Below are 15,990 nucleotides of genomic sequence, written 5' to 3'. Positions count from 1 at the left end.
GGCCCGTCCGAGCGCGCCAATCAGCTATTTCTGCAACGCTGCGGCCCCACAAGCCAAAAGGCGGTCGAAACCCTGCGAAAATAGCCGGATGTTTACCGGAATCATCACCGGCGTGGGGCGCATCGCCGCCCTCCACGACCTGGGCAGCTCTTTGGACCATGGCAAGCGACTCACGATTGAGGCGCCGCCAGGCTACCTCGACGACGCCGGCCTGGGCGACAGCATCGCGCTCAACGGCGCTTGCATGACCGTCACCTCGCTGGATCTGCCCCAGCACCGTTTCACCATCGACATTTCTGTCGAATCGCTGGCCCGCACCAGCGGGCTGGCCGAAACCGGCAACCGCATCAATCTGGAAAAAGCCCTGCGCGCCAATGATCGTCTGGGCGGCCACATCGTGTCTGGTCATGTGGATGGCATCGGCAAGGTGACCCGTTTTGCGCAAATCGGCGAGAGCTGGGAACTGCGCGTGATGGCACCGGCCGAGCTGGGCAAGTTCCTGGCCTTCAAGGGCTCGATCACCATCAACGGGGTCAGCCTCACCGTGAACCGCGTGGCCGACAGCGCCGAGGGCTGCGAATTCAGCATCAACCTCATTCCCCACACGGTTGAAAGCACGGCTTTGGGTCAGCTCAAAGCCGGCAGCCGCGTCAATCTCGAAATCGACACCGTGGCCCGCTACGTTGAGCGCATGCTCAGCACCGGCCAACTCAACATCCCACAAGCTTCCGCATGACCACGACCCCCGCCACCGTTCAGATTTCACCCATCGAAGACATCGTCGCCGACATGCGCGCTGGCCGCATGGTCATTCTGGTCGACGAAGAAGACCGCGAAAACGAAGGCGACCTCGTGCTCGCCGCCGATCAGGTCACACCCGAAGCCATCAACTTCATGGCCCGTTACGGGCGCGGCCTGATTTGCCTCACGCTCACCCGTGAACGCTGCGAACGCTTGCAATTGCCGCCCATGGTGGCGCGCAATGGCGACAAAAAGGGCACGGCGTTCACCGTGTCCATCGAGGCCGCCGAAGGCGTGACCACCGGTATCTCGGCCGCCGATCGCTCGCGCACCATCGAAGCTGCGGTCGCCCCCGGTGCCGTCGCCACCGACCTGGTGCAGCCCGGCCACATATTCCCGCTGCAGGCCGTCGAAGGCGGTGTGCTCATGCGCGCCGGCCATACCGAAGCCGGTTGCGATCTGGCCACCATGGCCGGCTGTTCGCCCGCCTCGGTGATCTGCGAGATCATGAAAGACGATGGCACCATGGCGCGCCTGCCCGATCTGCAAATCTTCGCGGCCGAACACGGCCTGAAGATCGGCACCATCGCCGACCTGATCGAACACCGCAGCCGCACCGAATCGCTGGTTCAGAAGATCTCCAGCCGCACCATGGAAACCGCTTTCGGCACCTTCACCGCCACCGCCTTTCGCGATCAGCCAAGCGGTGCCCTGCACTTTGCCCTGATCAAAGGCAACTGGAAGCCTGAGCAGAGCGTGGCCGTGCGGGTGCACGAACCGCTGTCCATCCTCGATGCGCTCGAGGTTGGCCGCTCCATGCACAGCTGGAGTCTGGAAAACAGCCTGCGCCACATCAGCGAAGCGGGCGCTGGCGTCGCTGTGTTGCTCAATTGCGGCGAAACAGCCGACCAGTTGCTGACCCAGTTTGACGGCACCGCGCGCTCTGCCCATGCCCCTGCGCGAGGGCGCATGGACTTGCGCACCTATGGCGTGGGCGCGCAGATTTTGCGTGAGTGCGGCGTGCAAAAGATGCAGCTGATGGGCAACCCCCGCCGCATGCCCAGCATGGCCGGCTACGGCCTCGAAATCACGGGCTATCTGACGCCCAACGCCTGAACAACCACTCGAACGAAACGGAACACAAGACATGTTTGGAGCAGACAAAGGCACCCCCAATTTGCTCGAGGGCAAGAAGCTGTCCATCGGCATCGTTCAAGCACGCTTCAATGAGGGCATCACCGATGCGCTCTACGCGGCTTGCCACGGCGAGTTGCTCAAGCTCGGCGTTGTGGAAAAGCACATCGTTCACGTCAAGGTGCCCGGGGCACTCGAAGTGCCGGTGGCCTTGCAAGCCATGGCTGAGCGCGACGACTTCGATGCCCTCATTGCCCTGGGTTGCATCATTCGCGGTGAAACCTACCACTTTGAATTGGTGGCCAACGAGTCGGGCTCCGCCGTGACCCGACTGGCGCTGGATTACCAGGTGCCGATTGCCAACGCCATTCTCACGGTTGAAAACCAGGAGCAGGCCGTGGCCCGGCAGGAAGTCAATGGCCGCGAAGCGGCGCGCGTTGCGGTCGAGATGGCGCACGTGATCGAAAACATCGGATAAATGTGAACACCCCCGTCGCTTGCCTTCTGCGCAGGGCCACTCCGCCCCTCAAAGTGGCATCACCAGCAGACCGGCAAAGCCGGATTTGCGGTGTTCTGGCTTGAACTGGCGACCCGCCACCCACCCCTGAATTGTGCCCATGACGCCCGATACCTCCGCTCCAACCAGTCCAGCCCCCAAGGCCCGCAAAGCCGCAGACAAATCCGCGCGCACCCGCTCGCGCGAGTTTGCCTTGCAAGCGCTTTACCAATTCCTCGTGGGCCGCAACGACGCGGGCGATATCGACGCCTTCACGCGCGACCTCGCCGGGTTCCACAAGGCCGACAGCGTTCACTACGACGCCCTGCTCCACGGTTGCGTGGCCCAGGCCGATGCACTCGACGCGCTCATCGTGCCCAAACTCGATCGCCCCATGGCCGAGGTGTCGCCTATCGAACGGGCGGTAATGTGGATCGGTGCCTACGAGTTTCAACACTGCCTCGACGTGCCCTGGCGCGTGGTGCTCAACGAATGCATCGAACTGGCCAAGTCGTTTGGCGGTACCGATGGCCACAAATACGTCAATGGCGTGATGCACAAACTCGCCGAGCAATTGCGCCCTGCCGAAGTTGCCGCCAACGCGCAGCAACCGCGAGGCGCCCGCAAGCGTCCAGAGGACGACCCGGCTTGAACGCGCGATTGCCCACCCCTCCCATGCGCATCACCCAGCGCGCCCAGCGCGTCGAACCTTTCTACGTGATGGAGCTGGCCAAAGCTGCGGCCGAAATGGCCTCTCGCGGCGCTGTTGGCCAGCGCGAGATGATTTACCTCAACATCGGCGAGCCGGATTTCACCGCACCACCGCTGGTGCAGGCCGCTGCAGAGCGCGCCATTCGCGATGGCCGCAGCCAATACACCCAGGCCACCGGCCTGCCCCGCTTGCGCGAAGCCATCAGTGGCTGGTACGCCAGCCGATTTGGACTGGACATCGACCCCCAGCGCATCGTTGTCACGGCCGGCGCCTCTGCAGCCCTGCAACTGGCTTGCCTCGCCCTGATCGAAGCTGGCGACGAAGTCTTGATGCCCGATCCGAGCTACCCCTGCAACCGCCAGTTTGTGCAAGCTGCCGACGGCCGCCCGGTTCTGGTGCCCAGCGGGCCTGACCAGCGTTTCCAGTTAAGCGCAGAGCAGGTAGAAGCGGCCTGGAAGCCCGCCACCCGGGGCGTGCTGCTGGCCTCACCATCGAACCCCACGGGAACCTCCATCGCCCGCGAAGAGCTGGAGAAGATCACACGCTTCGTGCGCGGCCAGGGCGGCGTAACCATGGTGGACGAGATCTACCTCGGTTTGAGCTTTGAAGATGCCTACGGCCACAGCGCCCTCGGCCTGCCCGATGGCCTTGGCAACGACGTGATCAGCATCAACAGCTTCTCGAAGTACTTCAACATGACCGGCTGGCGTCTGGGCTGGCTGGTGCTGCCACCCGCATTGGTGCCCGTGGTTGAACGCCTGGCGCAAAACCTGTTTATCTGCCCCAGCACCATTTCACAACACGCCGCGCTGGCCTGCTTTGAACCCGCCAGCCTCGTCGAATACGAGCGCCGCCGTGCGGAGTTCAAAGCCCGTCGCGACTACTTCATTCCCGAACTCAACCGCCTGGGCCTGGCTGTTCCAGTCATGCCCGATGGCGCGTTTTATGGCTGGGCCGATGTGAGTGGGCTATGCCACCAGTGGAACCTGCCTGCCGCCGATACCGGGCAGCCCGAGGGCGGCAGCTGGGCTTTGGCGTTCGAGCTCATGAAGCGCTGTCAACTGGCCACCACGCCAGGCCGCGATTTTGGTCAGGCCGAACCAGGCCGGTATCTGCGTTTTTCCTACGCCAATTCGATGGCTCAATTGCACGAAGCGATCAAACGGCTGGAGACAGCCCTGTGAACGCCCCACAGATGGACAAGCGAGTCCCGCCACCGGGCCGCCCCAAGGCAGGGTCAGCGCCTTCGGAGAGCGTCGAACCTCACGCAGCGGGGAACGAGGGAGCGGCTTTCCAGTGGCCTGTGCGGGTGTACTGGGAAGACACCGACGCCGGCGGCATTGTTTTTTACGCCAACTACCTGAAGTTCTTCGAGCGCGCGCGCACCGAATGGCTGCGTGGCCTGGGCCTTGGGCAACAGCATCTGCGCGAAACACTCGACGGCATGTTCGTGGTGACCGACACACAGCTTCGTTATTTGCGTCCGGCCCGCCTCGATGATTTACTGAGTGTCACCGCCCAGGTGCGCGAAACCGGCCGTGCATCGCTCACAATCGAACAAGCAGCCTGGTTGCAGTCCCCCCAGGGCCACAAAGAAGAGCCTGCGCTGCTTTGCGAAGGCACGGTGCGCATCGGCTGGGTCGACAGCCAAAAGATGCGTCCCATGCGCATTCCCCAAGACATCCTTGCCCTGTTACAGCCTCACACAGTCACCCCCTGAACCTTTCACCTCCTCAAGGCTCTCACACCGCTATGACCCAAGATTTCTCCATCGTCCAGTTGATGCTCCACGCCAGTTGGGTCGTGCAAGCCGTTGTGGCTCTGCTGCTGTTGGTTTCGGTCATCAGCTGGGCCGCCATCTTTCGCAAAGTGTTCGCGCTCAAACGCGTCGCCTCACACAACGAAGACTTTGACAGGGAGTTCTGGTCGGGCGCCAATCTCAACGACCTGTATTCGGCGGCTGCCCAAAGCGCGCGCCACGGTGGCCCGATGGAACGCATTTTCGCCAGCGGCATGCGCGAATTCCACAAACTGCGCGAACGCCGCATCACCGACAGCGGAACCCTGCTCGATGGCGCGCGCCGCGCCATGCGGGCGAGCTTCCAGCGCGAACTCGATGTGCTGGAAACCAACCTCTCTTTTCTGGGCACGGTCGGATCGGTTGCGCCCTATGTTGGCCTGTTTGGCACCGTCTGGGGCATCATGCACGCCTTTACCGGTCTGGCCGCGCTCGCCCAGGTGACGCTGGCCACCGTGGCCCCTGGCATTGCAGAAGCACTGGTGGCCACCGCCATTGGCCTGTTCGCCGCGATTCCTGCGGTGGTGGCCTACAACCGCTTCACCACCGACATCGACCGCATCGCCAACCGGATGGAAACCTTCACTGAAGAGTTCTCCAACATCCTGCAGCGCAACCTGGGCACGACCGTGCCAGCCAACGCCAACGCGACTGCGTCGGGCCACTGACATGGCGGGCTCCTTATCCGGACGGCGCACGCGCCGCACCAAGAACGAAATCAACATGGTGCCTTTCATCGATGTGATGCTGGTGCTTCTGATCATTTTCATGGTGACCGCACCATTGATCACACCGAGTCAGATCGATGTACCCACCGTCGGTCAGGGCAGCGAACAACCCAAAACATACATCAGCGTGAGCATCTCCAAAGACGAAGAGATCACCGTCAGTGACAGCACGGCCAAAGGCGAAGGCACCAGCGTCAAACTGGCGAGCCTGGCCGATGAAGTGCGCAAGCTGCAATCCGTGATCGCCACAGGCGAAGAAGCGCCCAAAGTGCCGGTGGTCATCAGCGCCGACAAATCCATCAAATATGAAACCGTGGTGAATACCATGGACAAACTGCAGCGCGCAGGCGTGGCACGCATCGGCCTGTCGGTGCAAACCAGCCCTTGATACCAGAGCCGATGCAAGCAACCCCTGATCAGACCGACCTCAAACCACCGCGCACAGGCCGGTGGTCCGCACCACTGGTATTGGCCCTGCTGGCCCACCTGTTGCTGGTGGCCGCGCTCACATGGGGTGTGAACTGGAAACAAGACACCCAGCCCGCGGCGTTTGAAGCCGAACTGTGGTCGAGCGTGGTGCAACAAGCCGCGCCGCGCGAAGTCAAGCCGCCACCGCCGACACCGCGCCCCGAGCCCAAGGTGGAGCCGAAAGTCGAGCCCAAGCCAAAGCCCACGCCGCCAAAGCCTGAACCCAAGGCCGAGCCTGAGCCACCCGATACGCGTGAAGCGGACATCGCCATCGAGAAGGCCAAGAAAAAGAAAGAAGAAGAGGCGAAGAAGCGCGAAATCGAAAAGAAAGAAGCGGCCAAAAAGAAGGCCGAGGAGCAGGCGCGTGCAGAAGAGGCCGCCAAAAAGAAGAAGGCCGAAGAGGCCAAGCGCAGGGACGATCAGAAAAAGCTTGATGAAAAAATCAAGCAACTCGCGAAAGAAAAAGCGCGCAAGCTGGAAGAACAACGAGAAGCCGCTTCGGCCAAAGCGCGCGATGACCAGATGCGCCGCATCCTGGGCCAGGCCGGTGCCACAGGCGGCGAAAGCGCCAAGGGCACGGCACAGCGCGCCAGCGGACCGTCCAACAGCTACGGTGGACGGGTCAATGCGGCTGTCCGGCCCAATGTGCTGTTGACAGAAGACATCCCTGGCAACCCAAAAGCTGAAATTGAAGTGCGCAGCGCACCCGATGGCACGATCATCTCGCGGCGCCTGGCTCGCAGCAGTGGCAATGCCGCATGGGACAAAGCCGCACTGGATGCGATTGACCGGACGGGCAAGATGCCACGCGATGTGGACGGGCGGGTGCCTTCACCGCTGATCATCGAAATGCGGCCTCGCGACTAGGCGCTGTTCGCAGCATTGTTCCGGGACCGAACGGGGCCAGACCGGGCCCTGGACCACACAGCGCCGAATGCACTTCGGCGCTGTGCGTCAAACGCCGCTCAACGCAGCAGCAAGGTCGGTACACCCACCGAAGCCAGCAGACCGTTGGTCCGGCTGGGTTTGAACAGATTGCGCAAGGGCGAGTGGGTGTAAGCCCCCATCAGCAACCAGTCGGCCTGCTCGCGCACCACAGCGGCCTGAATCGCGGCCAGGGCCTCGCCTGAGACGACCTCGCCATCGGCATCGATACCGCCGGCCATCAACAGGTCGGTGGCCCAGCGCATCTGGGCCGCCGCGTCCGATCGGCTGTCGCCGGCCATCACCAGCTTCACGCTCATGCCGCGAAACAAAGGACTGGCGGCCACCATTTCAACGCCCCTGCGCGTGGCCTTTCCACCATCGAAAGCCATCAGCAAGCGCTCAGGCACCTTGAAAGCGCCGTCGGTCACGGCGAGGATGGGCCGCTCCAGCGCACGCACCACGCGCTCCACATTGCCGCCCAGCGCACTGGCCTCTTTTTCAGCCGCCGCGCCCTTGCGGCCCATGACCACCAGCCGCGCTTCGGCCTGCACTTCGTGCAAGGTTTCGTCCAGGTGGCCGAGCCGCTGACGCATATCAACCACCGGCACCCCCGCCCCCAGCGCGCGCTCGCGCAAGCGGTTGAGAAACAGGCGGCCCTGCTCGCGTGCGGCGCGAACCATGGCTTCATCGGCGCTGCTGAGCTCGGTGAGCAGCGACTGCTGGGCGTCGGGGCCGATGGCGCCACTGTGGTCGGCGCTCCTGGCTGTCTCGGGATGGCGGTCGATCACATGCAGCAATTCCAGCGGTGCGCCCAGGCGTTTGGCGGCCCAGGCGGCGTGGTCGGTCACGGCATCGGCATAGGCTGACTGATCGACGCAGGCGATCACACGTTGTTCTGTTTTCATTTGGTGTTCCTCTGTACGGTGTTCAGTGGCCAGTGATCATGTCGTCGGCACCTTCTTTGTCGTGCACCGCGAACTTGTCCACCATCGTGGCGCTGGCTTCGTTGAGCCCGATCACCTCCACCTCAGCGCCTTCGCGCCGGAACTTCATCACCACCTTGTCGAGCGCACTGACGGCGGTGATGTCCCAAAAATGCGCGCGGCTCACGTCGATGCTCACGCGGTCGATCACTTCCTTGAAATCAAACGCATTGCTGAAGCGCTCGGCCGAGGCGAAAAACACCTGGCCGCTGATGCGGTAGTTGCGCTGGTGGCCCTCGTCTTCGGCCAGGGAACTCACCCGCAGGATCTGACCGACCTTGTGGGCAAAGAAAAACCCGGAGAGCAGCACGCCGGTCAACACGCCCTTGGCCAGATCGTGTGTGGCCACGGTCACGATCACCGTCGCGATCATCACCGCGCTGGAGCTCTTGGGGTGCTCGCTCAAATTGCGGAAAGAACCCCAGTTGAAGGTGCCGATCGACACCATGATCATCACCGCCACCAGCGCTGCCATCGGGATCTGCCGGACCCATTCGCCCAAAAACACCACCAGAATCAACAACACCACGCCGGCAATCAGCGTGGACAAACGGCCGCGGCCGCCAGACTTCACGTTGATCACGCTTTGGCCAATCATGGCGCAACCGGCCATGCCGCCAATGAATCCGGTGGCCATGTTGGCCACGCCCTGCCCCACGCATTCGCGGTTCTTGTCGCTCTTGGTGTCGGTCAGATCATCGACGATGGTGGCCGTCATCAGCGATTCGAGCAGACCCACCACCATCAGCGTGAGCGAATACGGGAAGATGATCTTGAAAGTCTCGAAAGTGAACGGCACATCGGGAATCAGAAAGCTCGGCAGGCTGTCGGGCAGGTCGCCCATGTCGCCCACGGTGCGAATGTCCAGCCCCATGGCCATCGAAACCGCCGTCAACACCACGATGGTCACCAGCGGCGAAGGCACGGCCTTGGTGATGTAGGGCAGACCGTAGATGATGCCCAGGCCCGCAGCGGTCATGGCGTAAACATGCCAGCTCACATTGGTCAGCTCAGGCAACTGCGCCATGAAAATCAGGATGGCCAGCGCATTCACGAAACCCGTGACCACCGAGCGCGACACGAAACGCATCAACACGCCCAGCTTCAACCAGCCCGAGATCACCTGCAACACACCGGTCAACACCGTGGCGGCGAGCAAATAGTCCAGCCCATGAGATTTCACCAGGCTCACCATCACCAGCGCCATGGCGCCAGTGGCCGCCGAAATCATGCCCGGGCGACCGCCCATGAAAGCGATGATGGTGGCGATCGAGAAGGAAGCGTAAAGCCCCACCTTGGGATCCACGCCGGCGATGATCGAAAAGGCAATCGCCTCGGGGATCAGCGCCAGGGCCACCACCAGGCCAGCCAACACATCGTTGCGAACGTTGGACAACCAGTCCTGACGGAAATTTTGAAACAAACCAGACTCTCCGGAGCGAGGACATGCGCGCGGGCGCGCCCTCAAAAACAGCAATAGAAACCCGACCCAAGCCCCGCGCAAAGCAACGGCGGCCTGAATCCTCTAAAAGATCGGGAAGAAAAGAAAAAGCGGGCCATCGGCGCGACCGCTGGCCGCTGGGCTCGGGTCAGCCCGAACGCTGTGAGCAGGTCCTGGCCAAAGAAACGCCAGCCCTCCGCAGCACGACCAGGCACTCATACCCGACAACCGCGGCGGCAAAACCGCAGCTTGACACCCCGCTGACAGCGTCGATTTTAACGTTGGTGCACCGCAACAGCACCGAGCCCTGGCCGAAAACTTGGGCTGGCGCTCAACCCGTGAACGCCACAGCGTCTTTCAACACCTCGTTCAGCTGGTCCGCGTCCACCGGCTTGTGCAGCACGGCCGCGAAGTCGGTCTGGGTCAAATGCGCCGCATCCTCAATGCTCACGTTGCCACTCATCAACACGATGGGTGGCGGCGAGCGGGTGGCGCGGATGCGCTGGGCCAGACCGATGCCATCGAGCTTGGGCATGGACAGATCGGTCAACACCAGATCCCATGGGTGCTGGCTTTGCTGGAACAAACTCCAGCCCTCTTCGCCATCGCGGGCGCGGGTCACGACCCAGCCCAGGCGCTCCAGCAGGGCGCCCCAGGCGTGGCGCACCAGCTGGTCATCGTCAACGAACAGCAGGCGAAGCACATTGCCCGACTTGCCAGTGCTGTCACCAGCCGCGCCTGCCGCCATGGCGGGTGCGAGGCATTCGGGGAGGTACAGGTGCATCGAAGTGCCCGAACCCAGCCTGCTGCTCACCCCGATCGCGCCGTTGTGGCGGGCCATGATGCCGTGGGCCACCGACAAACCCAGCCCAGTGCCTTTGCCCACTGTCTTGGTCGTGAAGAACGGATCGAACACGCGATTGATGTGCTCGGGTGCAATGCCCGGCCCTTCGTCGGTTACGGTCATGCACACATAACGCCCAGGCATCAGCGCTGCTGCGCCCTCTGGCACCACCTCGTCGGCCCCCAACGGGAAGGTGCGCTGCTCGACCGACAGCCGGATCTTGCCGGCGCCACCCATGGCATCCGATGCGTTCATCATCAGGTTCACCAGCACCTGCTGCATCTGCGTCATGTCGGCACGCACCCACACGACCGACTCGGGGCAGGTCACAACCATTTCGCAGGTTTGCAGCAGACCCGAAGCCAGCAGCATGCGGGTCTCCTCGATCAGGTGGCACACCCGCAGGTCCTCCAGTCGCGGCGCCGATTGCCGGCTGAAAGCCAGCAACTGGCGCATCAGGCCGTTGGCGTAGCGGGTGGCTTTCAAAGCCTGTTGCAGCGCCTCGTGGCTGGGGTGGTCCTTGTCGAGGTCTTCATCGGCCAGGCGCATCCAGCCGCCGATGGCGGCCAGGGAGTTGTTGAAGTCGTGTGCGATGCCACTGGTAAAGCGCCCCAGTGCCTCGGTCTTCTGGCTCTGCATCAGTTGCATATGCAAGGCCTCCTGGCGATCGTGCAGTGCTATTTGCTCGGCGGCATCTGAGCGCACGCGCTCCAGCAGGCGATTGAGGCCCTGCGCCAGCGCGGTGAGTTCGTCTTTGCCAACCACATGCACCAAACCCGAGCCACTGGCACCCTGATCGGTAATGAGCTTCAAGTCGTCGTGCATGGTCTGCAAACGCCGCAGCAGAAACTTGTCCAGCAACCAGACCAGCAAAGCGCCCATCAGCAGACCTGTCGCCGCCACCGCCCAAGCCGCTGCGCGGGCCATCGACTGGCCCTGCTGATGCAGATCCCGATCAAGGCTCACAATCAGCTCCGCCACCGGCACCCCCAACTGGTCCATGATCACTGCGTGGCCCTTGGCACTCGCATCATCCTCCAGCACCAGGTAAGAGGTGGTGTCGGCATGGTGATGGGCTTCCAGCGTCAATTCCACCGGGTGCATCAGTACCCGGCTGAAAGCCACCAGTTCCTTTTCGTCAAACTTGCGAACCATGGCCATGGCGCCTTGGGGTGCGGTGCCCGTTTTTGCATCAGCCCGCACCGCGGCGATCGCAATCAAATACAAGGCGCCGCTTTCGGCATGGTAGGTCCGCACCACGGTATCACCCGAGGCATCATCAAGAACCGGCTGGGACAAGCTCGCCAACAGTTGGGCACGGGCTTCGTGCATCGGAACCAGGTCATCCGCTTCATTCAACCGAACTCCCGCCTTGGCAGCACCTTGCAAATCGACCAGCAAGACCTCCGAAATGCGAAGGGTTGCCATGTTGTCGGTGGTGAAGTTTTCCTTGACGTAGCCATCGTTCTGGCCGGCCAGGAAGGCCACGGTGTCGGACCAATAGGCATAGTCTTTCGCGTTGGCGGTAAACACCTCCCTTTGCTGGTCCAGCACGCGCCGGGCCCGCTCGCTCTCGATGGCTGCGCGGTTTTGCTCCATTTCTGAAAAGGTCGCGGAAACGGACTGCCCCGACACCCAGATCGCGATCAGGGTGAGCAATCCGACGGTGGCGAGGACAAGTCCCCACGCCTTGTGTTGAAGCTTCATGGTGACGGAACTATCGGCAGAAAGCGCACCATCTGAAGTGAGAGGTTGGGCTCAAGTCAGGCTCAAACGTGCGGAACTTGGTGCGCGGGCCGACTACTGGCGCGAGGTGCACGAAAGTCGCCCCAACGCAGAGGCGGCGCTGTGCCCGGCATCACCGGTTCGGCCCCTTCCGAATTCAGCAGCCTGGCGCCCATGCGGCGTCTCTGCGCGAATCAAGCTTTTGAATCGATCTCGGCCAACACCGGCGCCTGCAACGACGGCCCTGTGCCCCGCAGCAGATGAAGGTGGGCACGCTGTGTTTGTCCATGGCAACGCGTGTCAGGCCTCAAAGGACACCGCATCAGCGCCACTGCCCCGTTCCGGCTGCAACCGCCCAGCGCCCAACCGGCGCAAGAGGCCCTGTCTGTTGCGTCAGTCGAAAACGATTTCGGCACGCCGGTCCGGCGCTTGCGCCATCCAGCTGGCCAGGGCCGCATCAGAGGGGAAAAACAGGGAGCGGTCGTCCAGCTGGATTTCGCACTGCGCGCCATCCCGAACCACCGCCAGTCGAACCGGCAAGCCGCGCACCAACTCACCCTGCTCAGTCACATCCCGCCGCGGCGGAAACTCCCGCACCATTTGAGCCAGCGCCGGGTTCTGGCCGTTGACCGCCACGCGCAGGTACTTGCCAAAGCGGCAACGCGCCGACGCCAGGTCCCAGATCTGCTGGATCTTCAGGCGCAGGCCACCTGAAAAGCGGTCCGGCTGTGCCACCGCCTGCACCACGATCAGCTCATCGTCTTTCAGCAAGTTGCGGTGCAGGTTGATCAGGTTTTCGTCGGCGCTGATTTCCAGTACAGCCGTTTTGTCATCCAGTTTGAACAAGGCGAGGCGACCGCGCTGGCCGTTGATGACCCGGAAGTCGGTGACGATGCCGCAAAGTATCACGGGGTCACGGCTTTCTTTCACATCTTCCAGCGCCGTGCGCGCAAAGCGGCGCACTTCGCGCCGCACTTCGTCAAACAAATGGCCAGAGAAGTAAAAGCCCATGGCGGTCTTTTCGAGCGTGAGGCGCTCCTTCACGCCCCATGGAGTGGTTTCCACCAGGTCGGGCTCTTGCGTGCTTGATCCGTGATCGTCGTCGCCGCCCATCATGTCGAACAGGCCACCCTGATTGACGTTGGCCTGCTGGGCCGCAGCAAACTCAAATGCACGCTCCACCGAAGCCAGGACTTCGGCGCGATTCAAATGCAAGGCGTCAAACGCGCCGGCCTTGATCAGGGCCTCCACCGTGCGTTTGTTCAACCGGCTGCGGTCCACCCGGCGACAGAAGTCAAACAGGCTCTTGAACGGGCCGACCTCATCGCCGCTGGGGCCATCGCCCCGGCCTTCGCGCGCGGCCACGATGGCCTCAATCGCCAACTGCCCCGTGCCCTTGATGGCACCCAGACCGTAACGAATCGATTTGTCGGTGATGGGCTCGAAGCGGTAAAACCCCCGGTTCACATCAGGCGCCTCAAAGGTGAGGCCCATCTTGTGGGCATCGTCCACCAGCACTTTGAGCTTGTCGGTGTCGTCCATCTCCACCGTCATGTTGGCGCAGAAGAACTCGGCCGTGTAATGCACCTTGAGCCAGCCCGTGTGGTAGGCCAGCAAGGAGTAGGCAGCGGCATGCGATTTGTTGAAACCGTAGCCGGCGAATTTCTCCATCAGGTCGAAGATTTCGTCGGCCTTTTTTTCATCGATGTCGTTTTTGGCAGCGCCAGCCCGGAAGATGCTGCGGTGTTCCGCCATCTCCTCGACCTTTTTCTTGCCCATGGCCCGGCGCAGCATGTCAGCACCACCCAGCGAGTAACCACCCAGGATCTGCGCGGTCTGCATCACCTGTTCCTGGTAGACCATGATCCCGTAGGTCTCGCTCAGCATCTCGGCCACCAAAGGATGCGGATATTCGATCACTTCGCGACCGTGCTTGCGCGCGACAAAGCTGGGAATCAGGTCCATAGGCCCCGGGCGGTACAAAGCGTTCAGCGCAATCAGGTCCTCCAGACGGGATGGCTTGGCGTCTTTGAGCATGCCCTGCATGCCCCGGCTTTCAAACTGGAACACCGATTCGGTCTGTCCTCTGGAAAACAAGGCATAGGTTTTAGCGTCGTCCAGCGGCACATTCTCGAAGCAGAAATCTTCTTGCCCCTTGTGCCGTTTGGCGATGAATTCACGCGCGATTTCCAGAATGGTCAGCGTGGCCAGACCCAGAAAGTCGAACTTCACCAGGCCCACGGCCTCAACGTCGTCTTTGTCGTACTGGCTCACCGCCGAATCACTGCCGGGTTGGGCATAGAGCGGGCAAAAATCGGTGAGCTTGCCTGGCGCGATCAACACGCCACCGGCGTGCATACCGATATTGCGCGTCATGCCTTCGAGTTTTTGCGCCAGCTCGATCAGGGTCTTGACATCGTCTTCCTTGGCGATGCGCTCGGCCAGCATGGGCTCGGCCAGGATGGCGTACTTTTCTTTTTCGTCTTCGCTCAAACCCTCGGGCGGATATTGAATGGTGACCGGCTTGCCGGGCTTGTTGGGAATCAGCTTGGAAATGCCGTCGCAAAAACCGTAAGAAAAGTCGAGCACACGGCCCACATCTCGGATGGCGGCGCGCGCCGCCATGGTGCCGAACGTGGCGATCTGGCTCACGGCATTCTTGCCGTATTTGTCTTTGACGTAGTCGATTACCCGATCGCGGTTGCTTTGACAGAAATCGATATCGAAGTCGGGCATGGAGACCCGCTCCGGATTCAGGAAACGCTCGAACAGCAGGTTGTATTGCAGCGGATCCAGGTCGGTGATCTTCAAAGCGTAGGCCACCAAAGAGCCAGCGCCCGAGCCTCGGCCCGGCCCCACAGGGCAGCCGTTTTTCTTGGCCCAGTTGATGAAGTCCCCCACGATCAGAAAGTAACCGGGAAAGCCCATGTTCAGAATCGTTTTGATTTCGAACTCCAGCCGTGCCACATAACGAGGCCGTTCGGCATCTCGCCTGGCCGTATCGGGGTACAGGTGAAGCAGCCGTTGTTCGAGTCCTTCAAACGACGACTCACGGAAGAAGTCTTCCATCGGCATCGGAACACCATTGATCAGCGGTGTCGGGAAATCAGGCAGTTGCGGCTTGCCCAGGACCAGTATGAGGCTGCAACGTTTGGCAATTTCGACCGTGTTTGCGACCGCCGAAGGCAGGTCCGCAAACAGCGCTTCCATTTGCTCGGCACTTTTGAAATACTGCTCATGTGTGAAGCGGCGAACACGGCGGCGGTTGCCCAGAATCTCGCCATCGGAGATACACACGCGGGCCTCATGCGCCTCGTAGTCGTCTGGCTCAAGAAACTGCACCGGATGCGTGGCGACCACCGGCAGGTGCAGGCGCGCGGCCAGCTTCACCGCAGCGGTCACATGGCGCTCGTCATCCACCCGCCCGGCGCGTTGCAGCTCGATGTAAAAGCGGTGGGTGAAGAGGCTGGAGAGTTGCAATGCCAGGTCGGTGGCACGCTCGGTATCGCCCTGCATCAGGGCCTGACCCACAGGGCCTGCCTGAGCGCCAGCGAGCATCAGCAGCCCCCCATTCAGCTCTTCCAGCCACTCGCGGCGTATCACGGCCGGGCCACGGCCGTCGTTGCGCGTCCAGGCACGGGCGAGCAGTTCGCTCAGGTTCAGATAGCCCTGCTTGTCCTGCACAAGCAGGATCACGCGTGGCGCGGGTGGCTGGTGGCTGCCCGGCATGGCGTTGGCGGTCTGCTCGGTAAATCCTTGCAGCATCACCTCGGCGCCCATCAGGGGTTTGACCCCTTTTCCGCGGGCTTCTTTGTAAAACTTGACCCCGCCGAACAGGTTGTTCAGATCGGTGATGGCCAATGCGGGCTGGCCATCTTTGGCCGCCGCCGCCACCACCTCGTCGATGCGGTTGGTGCCATCGACAACAGAAAATTCGGTGTGTAAGCGCAGGTGTATGAACATAAGCCAATGATGCCATTGAAGAACGGCTTT

General features: G+C 62.1%; 13 protein-coding genes. 9 read left to right on the top strand and 4 right to left on the bottom strand.

The features are described 5' to 3' along the window. Positions 1-88 precede the first annotated feature (88 nt). The 9 genes from LPB072_RS08790 to tolA all read left to right on the top strand — a co-directional run bounded on the left by LPB072_RS08790 (position 89) and on the right by tolA (position 6,944). Positions 89-736: a riboflavin synthase gene (locus LPB072_RS08790; protein ID WP_066094293.1), complete on the top strand. Its 648-nt coding sequence runs from the start codon at positions 89-91 to the stop codon at positions 734-736. Further along, positions 733-1,857 (top strand): bifunctional 3,4-dihydroxy-2-butanone-4-phosphate synthase/GTP cyclohydrolase II, encoded by a 1,125-nt coding sequence (ribBA, locus tag LPB072_RS08785; protein ID WP_066094289.1) that lies wholly within the window; start codon positions 733-735, stop codon positions 1,855-1,857. Before LPB072_RS08790 ends, ribBA begins: the two co-directional genes overlap by 4 nt. 31 nt (positions 1,858-1,888) lie before the next feature. After that, positions 1,889-2,353 carry a 6,7-dimethyl-8-ribityllumazine synthase gene (gene ribH, locus LPB072_RS08780; protein WP_066094286.1) on the top strand — a complete coding sequence of 155 codons (465 nt, stop codon included), beginning with the start codon at positions 1,889-1,891 and terminating at the stop codon, positions 2,351-2,353. 139 nt (positions 2,354-2,492) lie between these two features. After that, positions 2,493-3,023 (top strand): transcription antitermination factor NusB, encoded by a 531-nt coding sequence (nusB, locus tag LPB072_RS08775; RefSeq protein ID WP_066094284.1) that lies wholly within the window; start codon positions 2,493-2,495, stop codon positions 3,021-3,023. Between the two features lie 23 nt (positions 3,024-3,046). Further along, the gene (locus LPB072_RS08770) at positions 3,047-4,267 is read left to right on the top strand and encodes a pyridoxal phosphate-dependent aminotransferase (protein ID WP_066094281.1); all 1,221 of its coding nucleotides are present in this window, start codon (positions 3,047-3,049) and stop codon (positions 4,265-4,267) included. An 11-nt stretch (positions 4,268-4,278) separates the two neighbouring features. Beyond that, positions 4,279-4,803: a tol-pal system-associated acyl-CoA thioesterase gene (gene ybgC, locus LPB072_RS08765; RefSeq protein ID WP_082877112.1), complete on the top strand. Its 525-nt coding sequence runs from the start codon at positions 4,279-4,281 to the stop codon at positions 4,801-4,803. 32 nt (positions 4,804-4,835) lie between these two features. Next, on the top strand, positions 4,836-5,549 hold the full coding sequence (gene tolQ, locus LPB072_RS08760) for a protein TolQ (protein ID WP_066094272.1): 714 nt from the start codon (positions 4,836-4,838) through the stop codon (positions 5,547-5,549). A gap of 1 nt (position 5,550) precedes the next feature. Further along, positions 5,551-5,997 carry a biopolymer transporter ExbD gene (locus tag LPB072_RS08755; protein ID WP_066094269.1) on the top strand — a complete coding sequence of 149 codons (447 nt, stop codon included), beginning with the start codon at positions 5,551-5,553 and terminating at the stop codon, positions 5,995-5,997. An 11-nt stretch (positions 5,998-6,008) separates the two neighbouring features. Continuing rightward, on the top strand, positions 6,009-6,944 hold the full coding sequence (gene tolA / locus LPB072_RS08750) for a cell envelope integrity protein TolA (RefSeq protein ID WP_066094265.1): 936 nt from the start codon (positions 6,009-6,011) through the stop codon (positions 6,942-6,944). A 98-nt stretch (positions 6,945-7,042) separates the two neighbouring features. On the opposite strand, the gene LPB072_RS08745 is transcribed toward tolA, so the two are convergent. The 4 genes from LPB072_RS08745 to dnaE all read right to left on the bottom strand — a co-directional run bounded on the left by LPB072_RS08745 (position 7,043) and on the right by dnaE (position 15,960). Next, the gene (locus LPB072_RS08745; RefSeq protein WP_066094262.1) at positions 7,043-7,909 is read right to left on the bottom strand and encodes a universal stress protein; all 867 of its coding nucleotides are present in this window, start codon (positions 7,907-7,909) and stop codon (positions 7,043-7,045) included. Positions 7,910-7,931: 22 nt separating this feature from the next. Continuing rightward, positions 7,932-9,410, bottom strand: coding sequence for a SulP family inorganic anion transporter (locus LPB072_RS08740; protein WP_066094259.1), 1,479 nt, complete (start codon positions 9,408-9,410; stop codon positions 7,932-7,934). Positions 9,411-9,759: 349 nt separating this feature from the next. Continuing rightward, on the bottom strand, positions 9,760-11,979 hold the full coding sequence (locus LPB072_RS08735) for a response regulator (protein WP_066094254.1): 2,220 nt from the start codon (positions 11,977-11,979) through the stop codon (positions 9,760-9,762). 411 nt (positions 11,980-12,390) lie between these two features. Further along, the gene (gene dnaE / locus LPB072_RS08730) at positions 12,391-15,960 is read right to left on the bottom strand and encodes a DNA polymerase III subunit alpha (RefSeq protein ID WP_066094251.1); all 3,570 of its coding nucleotides are present in this window, start codon (positions 15,958-15,960) and stop codon (positions 12,391-12,393) included. Positions 15,961-15,990: the final 30 nt, after the last annotated feature.

It is taken from the genome of Hydrogenophaga crassostreae, from assembly GCF_001761385.1.
Lineage (GTDB): Bacteria > Pseudomonadota > Gammaproteobacteria > Burkholderiales > Burkholderiaceae_C > Hydrogenophaga > Hydrogenophaga crassostreae.
This window is presented reverse-complemented; position numbering and strand designations above follow the sequence as displayed.